14 protein-coding genes are annotated in these 16229 nt (G+C 28.9%); 9 read left to right on the forward strand and 5 right to left on the reverse strand.

Going from position 1 to position 16229, the window contains the following annotated elements; all coding sequences use genetic code 11:
* Positions 1-40: 40 nt before the first annotated feature.
* The 3 genes from QZ306_RS00445 (at position 41) to QZ306_RS00455 (ending at position 3226) form a co-directional block, all read left to right on the forward strand.
* Positions 41-1252, forward strand: a complete 1212-nt coding sequence (locus QZ306_RS00445) for a colicin lysis protein (RefSeq protein WP_295159542.1) — start codon at positions 41-43, stop codon at positions 1250-1252.
* A gap of 38 nt (positions 1253-1290) precedes the next feature.
* Positions 1291-2052, forward strand: coding sequence for a hypothetical protein (locus QZ306_RS00450; protein WP_295159545.1), 762 nt, complete (start codon positions 1291-1293; stop codon positions 2050-2052).
* Positions 2053-2251: 199 nt separating this feature from the next.
* Positions 2252-3226 (forward strand): P1 family peptidase, encoded by a 975-nt coding sequence (locus QZ306_RS00455; RefSeq protein WP_295159548.1) that lies wholly within the window; start codon positions 2252-2254, stop codon positions 3224-3226.
* 59 nt (positions 3227-3285) lie between these two features.
* Here QZ306_RS00455 and ftsH read toward each other — a convergent pair whose 3' ends face one another.
* The 4 genes from ftsH to QZ306_RS00475 all read right to left on the reverse strand — a co-directional run bounded on the left by ftsH (position 3286) and on the right by QZ306_RS00475 (position 7545).
* Positions 3286-5409, reverse strand: a complete 2124-nt coding sequence (gene ftsH / locus QZ306_RS00460; RefSeq protein ID WP_295159550.1) for an ATP-dependent zinc metalloprotease FtsH — start codon at positions 5407-5409, stop codon at positions 3286-3288.
* Positions 5410-5509: 100 nt separating this feature from the next.
* Positions 5510-6199 (reverse strand): NlpC/P60 family protein, encoded by a 690-nt coding sequence (locus QZ306_RS00465; RefSeq protein ID WP_295159553.1) that lies wholly within the window; start codon positions 6197-6199, stop codon positions 5510-5512.
* A gap of 87 nt (positions 6200-6286) precedes the next feature.
* Complete coding sequence (locus QZ306_RS00470; RefSeq protein ID WP_295159555.1) at positions 6287-6898, reverse strand: NlpC/P60 family protein; 612 nt, start codon at positions 6896-6898, stop codon at positions 6287-6289.
* Between the two features lie 71 nt (positions 6899-6969).
* The gene (locus QZ306_RS00475; RefSeq protein ID WP_295159558.1) at positions 6970-7545 is read right to left on the reverse strand and encodes a DUF4390 domain-containing protein; all 576 of its coding nucleotides are present in this window, start codon (positions 7543-7545) and stop codon (positions 6970-6972) included.
* A 215-nt stretch (positions 7546-7760) separates the two neighbouring features.
* On the opposite strand from QZ306_RS00475, the gene QZ306_RS00480 reads away from it, so the two are divergent.
* The 3 genes from QZ306_RS00480 to QZ306_RS00490 all read left to right on the forward strand — a co-directional run bounded on the left by QZ306_RS00480 (position 7761) and on the right by QZ306_RS00490 (position 10328).
* Entirely contained in the window at positions 7761-8783 is a 1023-nt protein-coding gene (locus QZ306_RS00480) for an aldose epimerase family protein (protein ID WP_295159560.1), read from the forward strand.
* 25 nt (positions 8784-8808) lie between these two features.
* Positions 8809-9444 carry a class I SAM-dependent methyltransferase gene (locus QZ306_RS00485; RefSeq protein WP_295159562.1) on the forward strand — a complete coding sequence of 212 codons (636 nt, stop codon included), beginning with the start codon at positions 8809-8811 and terminating at the stop codon, positions 9442-9444.
* Positions 9445-9572: 128 nt separating this feature from the next.
* Positions 9573-10328 (forward strand): hypothetical protein, encoded by a 756-nt coding sequence (locus tag QZ306_RS00490; RefSeq protein WP_295159565.1) that lies wholly within the window; start codon positions 9573-9575, stop codon positions 10326-10328.
* A 36-nt stretch (positions 10329-10364) separates the two neighbouring features.
* Here QZ306_RS00490 and QZ306_RS00495 read toward each other — a convergent pair whose 3' ends face one another.
* Entirely contained in the window at positions 10365-11609 is a 1245-nt protein-coding gene (locus QZ306_RS00495) for an NAD(P)-dependent alcohol dehydrogenase (RefSeq protein ID WP_295159568.1), read from the reverse strand.
* A 205-nt stretch (positions 11610-11814) separates the two neighbouring features.
* On the opposite strand from QZ306_RS00495, the gene QZ306_RS00500 reads away from it, so the two are divergent.
* From QZ306_RS00500 to QZ306_RS00510, 3 genes are all read left to right on the forward strand, one after another.
* Complete coding sequence (locus QZ306_RS00500) at positions 11815-12705, forward strand: polyprenyl synthetase family protein (RefSeq protein ID WP_295159570.1); 891 nt, start codon at positions 11815-11817, stop codon at positions 12703-12705.
* 63 nt (positions 12706-12768) lie between these two features.
* Positions 12769-14616 (forward strand): 6-hydroxymethylpterin diphosphokinase MptE-like protein, encoded by a 1848-nt coding sequence (locus tag QZ306_RS00505; protein ID WP_295159572.1) that lies wholly within the window; start codon positions 12769-12771, stop codon positions 14614-14616.
* Positions 14617-14794: 178 nt separating this feature from the next.
* The gene (locus QZ306_RS00510; protein WP_295159575.1) at positions 14795-16183 is read left to right on the forward strand and encodes a hypothetical protein; all 1389 of its coding nucleotides are present in this window, start codon (positions 14795-14797) and stop codon (positions 16181-16183) included.
* Positions 16184-16229 lie beyond the last annotated feature (46 nt).

The raw sequence follows: 16229 nt of genomic DNA on the forward strand, positions 1-16229 counted from the left end.
TTTATATATTAATTTATTATTATTAATTTTAAGGTAATTTATGAAATTGATATGCATTTTTATGATTATTTTAACATTATTTAATTTATCAGCATGTACAAAACATAAATATACGGTATATTATCCAAATACTCCAGAAAACCTGAATATTTCTGACTGTCCATCTGTTCTTGATAATGTCAAAGATATTAATTTATTATATCTGGATAGTAATTATAATTCTGTAGAAAATAAAACAGATATTATTAGTATGTTTTTTAAAGATATTCAAGATATAGTTATCTTTTCGGAAAAAGAAAATAATAATGAATATCTGGTTTCTATTACATCAAAAGATGATACATCAGTTTTAATGAGATATAAAAATAAAAAAATATTTCCTGAAACAATTAGCTTTCATAAAAATGGTACTATAATAAAAGGTTTAGTAAAAATAGATTTAGTTAATTATAATAATATTGATATAACATTTTATATGAATAATATAATGGAGTTGATATCTGGTGTAAAATTAGAAAAAGGTATAAATAATTATAAATATAACTCAAATTTAGATAAAGATGAAAATTATAATCTTAATATAATGATGAATAGTTTATTTATATTAAATTCAATTAATAATCATATTCTGAATAATAGTCAAGTTCAAATAGTTATATTTACTCCTATACTCCAAGCATTAGGGATCATTGTAACAGGTATAGCAAAAGGTGTAATGGCTAGTGTTGCTTTATTAATTGCTCAAACTATAGTTGGAATTGCTGTAATAGTAGGATTAGCAGTTTTAATTGATTGGTCTATAAAAAATAGAAAAAATTCTAAAGATGCAGATAAAAAATTTGTTATAAATTATAGAAAAAGTTCTGCTTTAGTATTGAAAGATAGTCAGGATATTGTATTTGATGGAGATTTGTTTGGTGTTAATAATGTGCTTAATTTGGTAATACCTTTAAAATCAGATTTGGCACCTATCAGATGGTATATAAAATATAAACCTAATAGTATGAGTTATACAGAAATCAATCAGTATTTTTTATTTAAAAATTATAATAATCCTATTAGAGTTCAATCAGATGGTTTAATTACAAGACTTATCATTTCAGGAGGAATGCCAGACGCTACATTTTATATACAATATGAGAAAATTAAGAATCTGCCAGACGGCAAATCTATAATTGTATGTTTTGAATTATCAAAATATTCTACAGTTAATGGATATTATACTGATAATATATGTATAGAAATAAAATAGTAGAAAAATTGTGTTTATAATAAATGGGAGTTATATTTATGAAAATATTAAAATATTTTTTACTTGTAAATATTTTAATCATAACTTTTGCATATAATGCTTTTGCTGGTTTTGAAATAAGTACGCAGGGGCATTTCGGAATTGCTTTTCCATTTAATTCTATAGAGGTTAATAATAATTATAAAAAAACTATTTATGACAGTGTTGATGGTACTTTAGGGTTTGAAGGAAATCTGTTTCTTCAAATGGGAAATTATTTTAAATTGTTTGAAGATGATTATACCAGCATTATTAAAGGAGTAAGTTTATTTGCAGATATAGGTTTTAGTATAAATGCTTTGATGTCTGATTATAAGCAAAATAATAAAGAATATACAGAGCTTATGGCATTTTATTCTATAATGGCTGGAGCTTCAGTTAAATTAAATTTCAGTAAAATATCTGTAGGACTAGGCACTGGAGTATTAGCACCTCTATATGCTGCTGTTGCTTCAAGTAAATACGGAGGTGTTATAGCTGCACCTAATTTACATAATTGGAATGTTGATGATATGAGGCATTTATTTAAAGCTCCTGTAATGCCCTATATAAAACTTACTGTCGAGGGATTTTTATATTTATTTAATAATTATGCCGCTGGTTTTGGAGGATATATAATGTATAATTTCGGTATGCAGTACAAAACCGATGCTGTTAATAATAATTTTGGAAATAATATATATAATAAATATAATTTCTCTGCTATTTCTATAGGGCTGATATTTGGCGTGTCTATTGGAAGAAGCGATGGTTATAATTAATATTATGATTATATAACTATTTAAATAATTTTTATAAGCAATAATACAAGACAGTAATTTTAAATATTGATGTTGCTTAAATCTATTTTTTATTTGAATATTATGCATTCGCCACTTTTATTTATAATAAAAAGTTTAATAATATTTGCATTTCTTTTTATTTTGCTTTATAAATATAATAAATAAAAAGGATAAAATTATGAAAGAGATAAATATAACAGATATAGAAAATATTAAAATAGGTAATGCCGAAAACAAAGAAGCTGCAACAGGCTGCACCGTTATAATATGCGAAAGAGGGGCTGCTGCTGGATTAGATGTTAGGGGAGGGGGACCTGCTTCTAGGGAGAGCGAGCTTACAAAACCGCTTGCAAGTGCCGAAGTTATACATGCAGTTTTGCTTAGCGGAGGGAGCGCTTTCGGGCTTGATGCTTCAGGCGGTGTAATGAAATATCTGGAGGAGAGAAATATAGGTTTTGATGCAGGCATTACAAAGGTGCCTTTAGTATGCCAGTCTTCTATATTTGATTTGCGTATCGGAGATTATAAAGTAAGACCAGATATAAATATGGGATATGAGGCTTGTATTAATTCAGAGAATAATAATCTTAAAATGGGAAATTACGGAGCTGGTACAGGTGCTGTTATAGGTAAAATATTAGGCGCTGATTATGCTGTGAAATCAGGACTTGGATTTTATGCCGTTCAAATCGGAGATGTTAAAGTAGGCGCTGTGGTTTCAGTTAATGCTTTCGGAGATATATATGATTATGACAGCGGTAAAATGATAGCTGGACTTCTTAATAAAAATAAAGACGGCTTTAGAAGTTCAGAAGAAGAGCTTATAAAAATGACTCAAAACAGTAATTTATCTTTCGCTTCAAATACAGAAAATACAACAATAGGTGCTGTTATAACTAATGCTAAGTTTACGAAATCTCAGATGTGTAAAATAGCTTCTATGGCTCATAACGGATTTGCAAGAACTATAAAGCCAGTTCATACCACATTAGACGGCGATAGTATTTATGCTATGAGTACGGGTGATATTAATGCTAATTTAGATGCTGTTGGAACTATTGCCGCTGTAGTTATGGGAAAAGCTATTAATAATGCGGTAAAAAGCGCAGAGTCTTTGCATGGATTTAAATGCTTTAATGATATCAAAAAATAATTAGGCTTATTTAAAGCTGCGGCATATAAAAATATAACGCAGCTTGTATATTAAAAAAATTATTCTTCAGTTGTTTTTTTCTTTCTGCCTGAAGAAGCCGATGTCTTTTTTGAAGCGGTATTTTTCTTTGCCGTTTTTACTTCATCTTCCTTTATATTTTCTGATTTTTTTAAAGGCTTAATAGGTGTATTAAAAACTTCTTCTTTTATACTTTTTACTTCATTTTCCTGATAATCGGACGGATCCTCAAGTTCATCGGTGCCTCTTTTAGGATCTTTGCCTGCATAAACCAGCTTATCTTTTACTTTATCAAGCTTAACATCGCATATTCTTTCAATATCCTCTATATCAAGAGATTCTTTTTCAAATAATTCTCTTGATAAGGTTTCGAATTTGTCAGCATTTTCGGCTATTAATTTTTGTGTTCTTTCATAGGCTTTCATTACAAGTTTATGCACTTCTTCATCTATTTTTTGAGCTGTTTCTTCGCTGTAGTCTTTATGTCTTGCAATTTCCTTACCTAAAAATATAGGCTGTTCTTTTTGCCCGAATGATATAGGACCTAGTCTGCTCATACCCCATTCACATACCATTCTTCTTGCAAGTTCTGTAACTCTTTCTATATCGTTAGAAGCTCCTGTTGTAACCGAATCCTCTCCGAATTTAAACTCTTCGGCAACTCTTCCTCCTAAAAGCAAAGACATTTCATCAATAGCTTTTTTTCTCTGAAGCGTATATCTTCCGTCGGCTGGAAGAGTCCATGTAGCTCCTAAACTTCTTCCTCTAGGCACTATTGTAACTTTATGCAAAGCATCAGTATTTTGAAGAAGTACAGCCATTAAGGTATGTCCTGCTTCATGATAAGCCGTATTTAATTTTTCCTTTTCGCTTATTAAAATGCTTCTTCTTTCAGGTCCCATCATAACTTTGTCGCGCGCTTCTTCAAAGTCGGAAAGCTCCACTTTTGATTTATCATTTCTTGCGGCAATTAAAGCAGCTTCATTAACCATATTGGCAATATCAGCTCCTGAAAATCCGGGAGTGGCTCTGGCTAAATGATACAAATCTATTGAAGGATCATGCTGTATTTTTGAAACATGCACTTTAAATATACCTTCTCTTCCCTTAATATCGGGTAAATCAACAACAACCTGTCTGTCAAATCTTCCTGGTCGAAGCAAAGCAGGATCAAGAACATCTGGTCTGTTGGTAGCAGCAAATATGATAATTCTAGTATCTGTATTGAAGCCGTCCATTTCAACCAGCATTTGGTTTAAAGTCTGCTCTCTTTCATCATGACCGCCTCCGTATCCTGCGCCTCTGGTTCTTCCCACAGCATCAAGTTCATCTATGAATATTATACAAGGAGCGGATCTTTTTCCCTGTTCAAATAAATCCCTCACCCTTGATGCACCGACACCGACAAACATTTCAACAAACTCGGAGCCCGACATACTGAAGAAAGGCACATTGGCTTCACCTGCAACCGCCTTAGCAAGTAAAGTTTTACCAGTTCCGGGAGGACCTACCAATAGCACTCCTTTAGGTATTTTAGCGCCCAGTTTTGTAAACTTACTTGCATCTTTTAGAAACTGCACAACTTCCTGCAGCTCTTCCTTAGCTTCTTTACATCCTTCAACATCTTTAAAAGTTACTTTTACATCTTCTTTAGTTAAAAGTCTTGCTCTGCTTTTTCCGAAACTCATAGCCCTGTTATTAGAGCCCTGAACCTGCCTGAACATAAAAAACCATAGTAAAAAACCAATAAAAAGTATAGGAAGCAGATTAACTAGTATTAAACTTAAATAACTGGGTTTTTCAGCCTCTCCTCTTACTTTTACATTATTATCTATAAGCAAATTAACAAATCCGACTGCAGTAAATGGTATGAATGAATAAAAATTTATTTCAGTTATTTTACCGTTTACAGTTTCTATGGCTTTGCCGTTTCTTATGTTTTGATCTACTATAGTTACTTCTTTAACAACGCCTTCTTTAACTTTCTGAACTACTGTAGAATAATCCCATTCATGAGCTTTTATCTGCGGTGTTTTTTGAAAGTACATTATAGCCATTACCACCACCATTGTAAGAAGCAGTATTATTATAATTTGATTTCCGCCGCCTCCGCCAGAATGAGGCATATTATGTCTTCTATTATTTTTGTTTTTTTTATTATTCATGTATTCTCCAAAATATATTGTAAATTAACATATAAATAAATATTAATAAAATATCAAATAATTGCAAAGCTGTTATATCTTAGCTTAATATATTAAAAAATTATTGCTTTTCAGGTATATCTAATATGGTGCCGTAGCTGTTAAAACAATAAGATGCCAAAGCTTCTGCTCCTCCTCCTCTTTTTAGATAACTATTTATTATTTTGCCGTCTTTTCTAGCCAAATCAGGATATTTTAAATTTATATATCCTATAATCAATCCCTTACTTGTGGAAGCATGTATATATGATACAGTTTCATCTTCTTTATCAATATCTATTACTATACCTGCATGAGTAAGTTTTTTATCATCTGATGTAGTTCTGTCAAACATTACTATATCGCCTATATTCGGTAAAACGCCGCTGTATATCTTTTTATATTTTGATAAAGTAGCGTATATAGTTTTTACTCCTCCAATATCTAAAATCGCCTGTTTTTCAAATACGGCTATATTAGAAGTCCAGTAAACTGCAGCAACATACCCTGAACAATCAAAATTAAAAGTTTTTTGCTCTTTCGAAAAAGGGTGCGTTAATACGGCTTTTTCATTATACTTATAATGTTTTTCCAAATAAAAATTAGCCCATTTGCTTATATCTTTTCTAAGCTGCTCTTTTTGTTTTTCATTTATTTCCACTGCGCTTTCTTTCAGCTGCTTTTGATATTCTTTGTCATATCCGTATGTTTGAGCAAATGATATTGAAGATAACGGCATTATAAACAGTAATATAATAATATTAAAACACATAATACACTCTTATAATAAAAAAATATTTTATAGAATATTGTCAAAAAGTCAAGGCAATTTATAATATTCTTGCTTTTTTATAATTTATTAATTTGGTTTTTCAAAAATAGTGCCATAACTATTAAAACAGTATGATGCAAGAGAATCCGTACTGTTTCCGCCGCTTCCTCTTCTAAGATGGCTGTTAATCACTTTTCCGTCTTTTCTAGCCAAATCAGGATATTTTAAGTTCATATACCCTATAATCAATCCTTTGCTTGTGGAAGCATGTATATATGATACTGTTTCGTCTTCTTTATCAACATCTATAACTATTCCAGAATGCGTAAGTTTTTTATCTGGAGATGTGGTGCCGTCAAAAAATATTATATCTCCTATATTTGGAATAGAGTTCTTATAGGTTTTATTTTCTTTGGATAATATGTAAAATATATTTTTTGTTGATCCGCTGATTGCTATGCTTGGGTTTTCTACTGCCGTCCAGTAAACTGCCGCAACAAAACCCGAACAGTCAAAACTGACTTCCTTTTTTTCATATGAAAAAGGATTTACTATAATGTCTCTTTGATTATATTTATAATGTTTTTCCAGGTAAAAATTAGCCCATTTTACTATTTCATATCTTGTATTTTCATTGCAGAATACCTGCGAAAAAAATGATAATGCTACAAATAAAAAGGCGGTATAAAAATGTATCATATAAACTCCGATAAACTTACATAATAAATTATATTGTTATAATAAATCGGATTTTTAATTATAAATAATAGCTACATGCTGCTGTAATATAATTCCTTAATTCTGAATTCCTTAGATTTTAACCATTTTATTCTGTATTGTATAGGCGTCATTATATTAAAAAATACTGATAAATAAGGATATGAATTTTGAAACTGCATTGATAATCTTGTTTTAAACAGATATATTACATTTTTATTTAATTTATTTATATTTAAAACCTCAATTCTATTAACTTCTGAAATATTGTTTATTAAAATTTGAAGATTGGTATTTCTTGTTTCACTCATAGTTTCCGAATTTAATACGGCATATTCTTTAGTAAGAAAATCATAATATAATTTTCTGTATATATATATTTCTCTTACATTATCATAAGTAAATAAATTCTTTTTCATTAGATCTATTCTGTAATTAATGAATATTATAATTCCATTATCTAAGTATTTTTTTATATTTTGATAAACTAATGAATATGAAGTCTGAACATCAACATACAGCATATCATTATGTATATAACTTCTTGAAAAATTTAATCTTAATTCATAAGGATATGATATATTTGAAATTGCAGCTGTAAAAAATAAAAGGGTAAGTATATGCTTCATATTAATTTAAGTATATACTTGAGATATTAATAAGTCAATAATATTAAAGTTATACAATTGTATAAAATAACCGATTTTTTATTAATAATATGTTTTTGCATATTTAAGAATTATTAATGAATCTGATATATTTTTATATTTTATGATTTTGTTATATTATTGAAATAATGCCGTGTAATGATATAATTACTATATAAAATATGGAGTTTTTTAATATGCAGGTTAAAAATTTTGGAAACGGTTATCTTTTATATGAACTAAAAAATAAAAATGGCATGATATTAAAACTTACAGATATAGGAGCATCAATAACGGGTGTATTTTTTAGAGATAAAAACGGAAATGAAATTCAGGCATCATTCGGAAGCGATGATTATTCTTTTTATTTAAAGCCTCATGATTATATAGGTGCTTCTGTAGGAAGGGTGGCTAATAGAACTATAAATGCAGAGTTTTCTCTTGATGGCATAGCTTATAAATTATCAAAAAATGATGGCGTCAGACATCATTTGCATGGCGGCATTGAAGGAATATCTTTCAAAAAATTTGATTCTAAAGTACTTGGCGGTAATTTAGTATCATTTACATATTTTTCAAAAGACGGAGAAGACGGATATCCTGCAAATGTAAATATAGAAATAATATATTCTTTAACAGATGATAATGAAATATTGATAAATTATTTTGCAGATGCCGATGCTCCATCTCCGTTAAATTTTACCAATCATGCATATTGGAATCTTAACGGGGAAGGTATTATATACAATCATGATTTATTTATTGATTCTTCTTTTTATCTTCCTGTAACAGATGAATGCATATCTACAGGAGAGATTTTGAAAACAGAAAATACGCCTTTTGATTTTAATAATACAAAAAAAATAGGTGCTGATATAGAAGAGGCAAAAGGTTATGATAATTGTTTTATATTTAATGAAAAAAATATATTGTCCAATAATAAAGAAGATAATTTCAATAAACTGAGAGCCTCATGCTATAGTGAAAATACAGGAATATATTTAGAATTATACACAACAAAGCCAGCTATGCATTTTTATTCTGGAAATATGCTTGATAACAGAGCGGTAAGAAATACTGTTTTGAATAAGCATAATGCTTTTTGCTTTGAAACAGAGTTCCTGCCTTCTTCTATGAACTTTCCTCACTTTCCAAGCATAATATTTGATTCTGATAAAAATTATAATCATAAGACTATGTATAAATTAGGATTAAAATAACAGATAATTATTTTCGGAGTTATTTATGAATGATAAAAAATCAATTATAATAGAACATTATATAGAAAGAGTGAAAAACTTTAATATACCTGAGTATCAGGTTTTGGATTGGGAATCTGAAAATGCTCAGGAAGCCAGATTTAACGCATTATTGAATAATTTTAATATCAGAGATTCCGTTTTGCTTGATGTAGGATGCGGACTTGGACATTTGGCTGAGTATATAGATAAAAAAAACATTAATATTCATTATGTAGGTATAGATATAATGCAGGAAATGATTGAAAGGGCAAAGAATAAAACTTTTAAAAATATTCACCCGCAATTTATGACTATGGATTTTTTTAAAACTTCTGATATAGAAGATGATTTTGATTATATATATTCTTCAGGCATATTTAATCTTAATCTTGGAAACAATGAAGAGTTTTTAAAAAATGCCGTTAAAAATTTTTTAATTGCAGCCAGAAAAGGCGTATGCTTCAATCTTCTTGATATATCATATAAAGAAAAGTATGGAAATAATTACTATTACTATAAAAAAGAAGATGTGTTTAATATGGTTTCAGATATAGTAAAAGATTTGAATTTTAAATGCAAAATAAAAATATCCGATGAGTATTTAAGCCATGATTTTTCAGTATTTGTATATTTATGTTAATAATATATATTTTTATTTAGAATGATATTATTTTATTAATTTATAATAAAATAAAGTATGAAATAAATTTGAAAAATTATTAAAGTTTTGCTATAATATTTTATGTTAAAAGTATTCTGGGTTTTATTATGAAAAGACTAATATTATTTGCAGGATTATTTCTATCTTTATTTACAGATATGATATTTGCTAAGTTTGATTCAAGCATATATTCTCAATTATCATTTTCTACAACGATTCCTATTTTTGATGTGCAGAATATTAATATAGGCAGGATTAGAGGAAATAATAGTTTTTCTGCTGGTGTTATAGGCAATTTTGGTCATCAATTTGTAATTAAGGACGGCAAATATTCCATAAGTCTTTTAACTGAATTAGGTTATTACAGGCAGACTTTTTCCGAATCATATTCTTATTCAATGAATTATTTAGATATAAATATTAAAGATAATCTTTCATTTGATACATTATTGTTAGGAATTATGCCTAAATTAAATATAGATTTAAGAGATTTATTGACTTCAATCGGCATAGATTCTAAAACAAGAATGATGAGCATAGGAATAGGCTTCGGAATGAAAATACCTTTAGGAGGAAAATCATATAGTTATATTAATAATATAGAGTATGATGAAAAAATATCTTTTAACGATATAAATAGAGCTTTTACTTATGCTGTCATACCGTATATAAAATTTCAAATAGATGATTATTTTTATTTCAGCGAATATGCGGCATTTTTATTTGGTGTAAGTATTGTTTATGATTTCGGCATATATTATGATGTCAAGCAATTAGATGCCCCATTAAGTAATTTTATGAATAAATACGGCTTAAGCAATTTTGAGGTATCTTTGAATTTGGGTATAAAGTTCGGAAAATAATTTGTAAATTAAATTATTTTTATTAACTTGATACTTTTATTTATTAATAGTTCTCATATCTATTACATATCTGAATTTTACTCTGCCGTCTATAACTTTTCTGTAAGCTTCCGATATAGTTTCGGCATCCGCTTTTATTATTTCTACATCAGGATAAATATTATTTTTTACGGAATAATCAAGCATTTCCTGAGTTTCTTTTATGCCTCCTATTAATGAGCCGAATAATTTTTTGCTTCCATGCTGTCCTATCATAGCCGCAAGAGTTGGCATTTTTGAACTTCTGGGAAGTCCAAGCAGACACATAGTTCCTCCTCTTTTAAGCATGCGCATATACATATTAACATCATAATAAGCTGGTATTGTACTTATAATATAGTTAAGAGTATTATTAACATCTTTCAAATCATTATTATTATTTACATTAACATATTTTACAGCCCCCATATTTAAGGCGTCCTCTCTCTTATCTTCCGTAATATCAAAAACCGTAACTTCAGCCCCCAATTTTACTGCATACTTTACAGCCATAGATCCGAGTCCTCCAAATCCTGCAATACCTATTTTATCGCCTTTTTGCACATTCATAGCCTTTATAGGAGAATAAGTTGTAATGCCTGCGCAAAGAAGCGGAGCTGTTCTATCAAGTTCTGCATATTCAGGTATAAGTACAGCAAAATCTTCAGACAATACTATACTATCGGAATATCCGCCCTGAGTTATCTCATTGCCATGAAATCTGTCTCTTGAACCGTAAGTATAAACCGTCCTGTTTAAACAGTACTGCTCTTGATTATCCAAACAGCTTTCGCATATTTTACAGGAATTTACCATACAGCCTACTCCTGCAAAATCTCCTACTTTAAATTTTGCAACAGAATTGCCTACCTGAATAACTCTTCCCGCTATTTCATGACCTACAACAAGAGGGGTATTGCCTGATTTTCCTTCAACAACATGTATATCGCTGTGGCATATCCCTGCATAAAGTATTTCTATCAAAATATCGCCGCTTCCAACTGAATGCCTTGTAAATTCATGATATTTAAAATCCATATCTGCAGAAACAGCCGCAAATCCTTTTGATATTATTTTTCCGTATGCATTAGTCCTTATATTGATTTCAGCCTGAGATAATTGTCTGCTATACATTATATTAGAATAATTATTTTGAACTTCATTGTTATTTTCCGAATTTTCTTTTGTCTGGGCATTTGAGGAATTATTGCATGACAGAATATATAATATTGATATTATGCTTATTAATATGGCTTTCTTCATTTTTAATCTCCGTTTATAACTTTATATTATTCAGTTTTATTATATTATATTGTATCATTTAAATAAACTCCAGAGTCAATATATTAATTAATTATATCTGTATTTTCTGCATATGCGCTTTTTACCTATTGATAAACTTTACATTTTTACTTATTGCTGTATAATTATATTTTTAGAAGAAAATCATTAAAAGCAGGATAAAACTATGAATCTTAAAGAATATATGAATATAAGACTTGAAGATATTAATAAAATTATTGAAAATATATTTGATAAAAGCGATATTGAATTAGAAAATAGTTTTATAGAGATGCTTAAATATCCGCTGGATGCAGGCGGTAAAAGATTAAGACCCATACTTACTTGCTTGGCATGCGAGCTTTTTAACGGAGATTATAGGAAATCATTAATACCTGCAGTATGTTTAGAGCTTATACATACATATTCTTTAGTTCATGATGATTTGCCTGCTATGGATAATGATAATTTAAGACGCGGAAAACCTACAACGCATATTAAATATGGAGAGGCTAATGCCATACTTGTAGGCGACGGACTTTTAACATATTCGTTTCAGCTGCTTTCAAAAGCTGAGGTTTCAGATTATACATTGAGAAAACTTCTTTTTGAATTGAGCTATGCGGCTGGAATTAATGCAATGGTTATGGGGCAGTTTATGGATTTATATTATGAGGATAAGGATATTAATTTTGATATGCTTAAAGTTCTTCATGCAAAAAAAACTGGCGCTATGATCAGAGGAGCTGTAAGACTTGGGGCTATTTCCTCTGAAAATATAAATGAAAATGATATTGAAAATATAACAAAATATGCCGAAGCTATAGGGCTTGCCTTTCAGATACAGGATGACATACTTGATGTTGTTTCCGATAATGAGACTTTAGGAAAAACTGCAGGAAAAGATGAAAAAGAAGGAAAGCTTACATATATAAAGCAATTCGGACTTGACGGTGCAAAAGATGAAGCTAAAAAAGTGGCTGATAATGCTTTGAAATATTTAGATTCCTATAAAGATAATGATGCTAAAAATATTTTAAAGGAATTGGCTCTTTATATAATAGAGAGAAAATCTTAAAATATTTTATATATTCAAATAATTAATTTTTTTGCAATAAAATATTATAAATATTATATTACTATGAATGAAATTAGAAAAATAAATTTAGAATCAATATATAAAAATATAAAAGCCTATCCGTATAATTTTATTGATATGCTTGAAAAAAGCGTACAATCTGATATAACTTTGCAGATTATAGAAACAAAATCTCAAAAACTTTCGGCAAAAGCAGAAAAAAACGGAAAACATATACTTCTTCACAGCGCTTATGATCCTGTAAAAGAAGCTGATGCTTTGGTAAAAGAAATTGAAGGCGATTTGGATTTAGTATTTATATTCGGCATAGGCGGAGGTTATTTGATTAATGCTGTTAGAAAACTTAATATTGCGGCAGCTGTAATTGAACCTGATATAAATTTTTTTAATATTTTAATAGACAGATTCAGACTGGATAAAATACTTGAAGACGGAAAAATAACTTTTTTTATAGGCGGAAATGATGATGAAGATATTGAAAAGTTTATATCCGTTACTGCTACAAAGAAAGTAAAGTTTTTCATCACAAGATCTTATGCTGCTCTTTTTGCTGATGAGGCTATGCATTATCAAAGCAAAGTTCTGTCGGTTGTTGATAAGAAAATTATAAATATAAATACGGTTTCAAGATTTGATAAGCTTTGGGCTTATAATATAGCCTCTAATACGGTTGAAATTGCAACTCATTACGGAGTTAATAAATTTTTTGATAAATATAAAAATATTCCTGCAGTCATAGTATCCGCAGGTCCTTCGCTTGAAAAAAATATAAGAAAATTAAAAGAGATTAAAAAAAAGGCAGTTATAATAGCTGTTGATACTGCAATGAAGCCTTTATCATCTCATAAAATATCGCCTCATTTTGTTATTACTATTGATCCGCAGAAGAAAAACTCTAAATATTTCAGAAATATTTATTTTGAAGATTCGGTATTGATTGCGGAATCTTCGGTTGATCATGAGGCTTTAGAATCTTTTAAAGGAGCAGTATATTTTATAGATTCAATATTTCCTCTTGCAAAATATTTCATGAAGCCTCTCGGAGACAGGGGAGATATTACTATGGGCGGAAGCGTTTCTACTGCTGCTTATGATTTTGCTGTGAGAATAGGCGCTAATCCTATAATAATGACAGGTTTGGATTTATCTTTTCCCAATCATCAGACTCATATAAAAGGAAGCTACCATGAAGAAAATTTCTTTACTGAAATAGGAAAGCTTGATTCTTATGACAGCAGAATATATAAAGTGCTTATTGCAGGAAACTTAAGAGAAGAAAAAAATATTTACGGTGAAAGCGTATTTACTGATTCAAGATTTGATATGTATAGAAATTGGTATGAGGCGCAATGCACTAATAACAGTAAAATAAAATTCTATAATGCTACAGAAGGAGGAGTTATAATTAATGCTATGGAAAACATAGCCCTTCAGGAGCTTATAGATAAATTTGATGATATTAATATAAATACAGATAAAAATGACAGAAATACGGAAGATAAAATAAAAATACTTGAAAATATAAAAAACGGATTAATAAAAATAGATAAAGAAATAACTGCATTAAAGCCTTATGTTGAAGATGCAATTAATTTATGCTATACAATAAATGATGAGTTATCAAGGCATAGAAAAGTTGACAGGCTTATTTCAAAATTAGATGAAGCCGATATAAAAATATTAGGCATAAGCAAGGTTAATGAGTTTTTAGGAATTACTATGCAGAAAACTATAAAAACTATTACAGAAGGTTTTGAGTTTAAAGATGAGACTATGAATAAAGCTATAATAGGTTCTTTTAAGTTATATGAAGCTATGAAAGAGAGCATTGATTTTAATCATTACATAATAGAACGTTCTTTAATAAAGATAAATAAAGAATTATCTTAAAAATGCATAATTATTAAGCTGTATAAAAATTATAATAGATTTAAGCAATAAATAAAAATGCAGATATTCTTTAATTAAATTACTGATATTTATGTTTTTTTAACAGCAAAATATATATAATTTATTTTTATTTTTTTCCGATAAAATATTATAGTAATATTTTTTAAGGTAATGAAACATGAAATATAGAATATTATTACTTTTATTTATGATTATTAATTGTTCTAATATATTTTCCCAAAATGATAATTTTTTAGACACAATCATGTTAGATGAAATTAAAAGAGTTTATCCCAACGCTAATGCCGCCGCTCCTTCTAGCTATGTTATAAGTATGAGTTTTGATTTGAATAGATACAGATTAAATGAGCCTATAACTATGGAGATAAAAATATATGCTAAGAAAGGCACTATAAGCTTTACTAATTCAGTCAACCCTTTTAATAATTATAATTTTACAGTTTATGATAATTATAATAATGCCGTGTCATCGTCGGATAGTTATACAATTTGGAAATATAAAAATGAAGTTTCCGAAGATACATCTAAAGACAGAATTGTAACCTTAAATGAAGGCGAAAGTTTTTCATATTATGTGGATTTAAATAATTGGTTTTATTTTAATAAAAAAGGAAGATACAGAGTGGAATGCAGTTTTAATCCTATGCCTGAAATAAGCGATAATTTTTCTATGACGGCTGATACCTCCTACTTTTTATTAGATGATGCCAGAGTATATAAAAATAATGATATGAATATTCTTACTGCAGATAACACTGCTGCAAATCAAAGTGATCCTGAAAATTATTCTTCTTTCGGCGTTATATCTAATACTTTATTAGCTATGAAAAACAGAGATTGGACTAATTATTTTAAGTATATGCATATGCCTTCTATAATAAGTATAAGTCAGAGATATTATGAAGCTTATAGAAATAATTACAGCAATACATATCTTGAAGATTTTACTGATACAGGAGTAATGCAGAAGGCAAGAACTTTAAGTTTTGAAGCATTTTTAAAAGATCAATTCTCAGATACTGTAAGCGTTAATATGATAAGGACAAACTTTGGAAATAATTTCTTAAATAATTTAGAGACGGCTTATAAATCAAGCAATATAAGAGAGCTTGCCATAAGATTTGATATTCTTTATAGAACTTCTTTGCCTGAGGATAGAAAAATATTATTTGAAGAGTTTAAAAAATATCTATCATCGGCTTATGACAGGCAAGTAAGAAATAAGTTTATAGCGGAGCTTCAGAGAGATATTATATCAGCTAAAGATTCGAAATTAAAAAATCATTACAGTTTAGTATTGGATATGATTAGAAGAGAATATAATCCTGCTGTAACTTATACTCTTTTAAATTATGTGATAGATAAAATAACGGTGACGGAAGAATACGGTCTTCAAAGAGCCGAAGTAGATACCAGACTTTATCATAGGTATTTTAATGCTGATACGGGAGATATTTATGATCCCGTTGTAAAAAGAACTTTTATTCTAAGAAGAATGGGACAATACTGGTATATAGTTAATTACTATGACGCTGTTGTAAATTAATAAATTCTTACAGGTTCATAAGCTGGCTTAAATAAATTAAGTCATA

The organism is uncultured Brachyspira sp. (genome assembly GCF_910588665.1).
Lineage (GTDB): Bacteria > Spirochaetota > Brachyspiria > Brachyspirales > Brachyspiraceae > Brachyspira.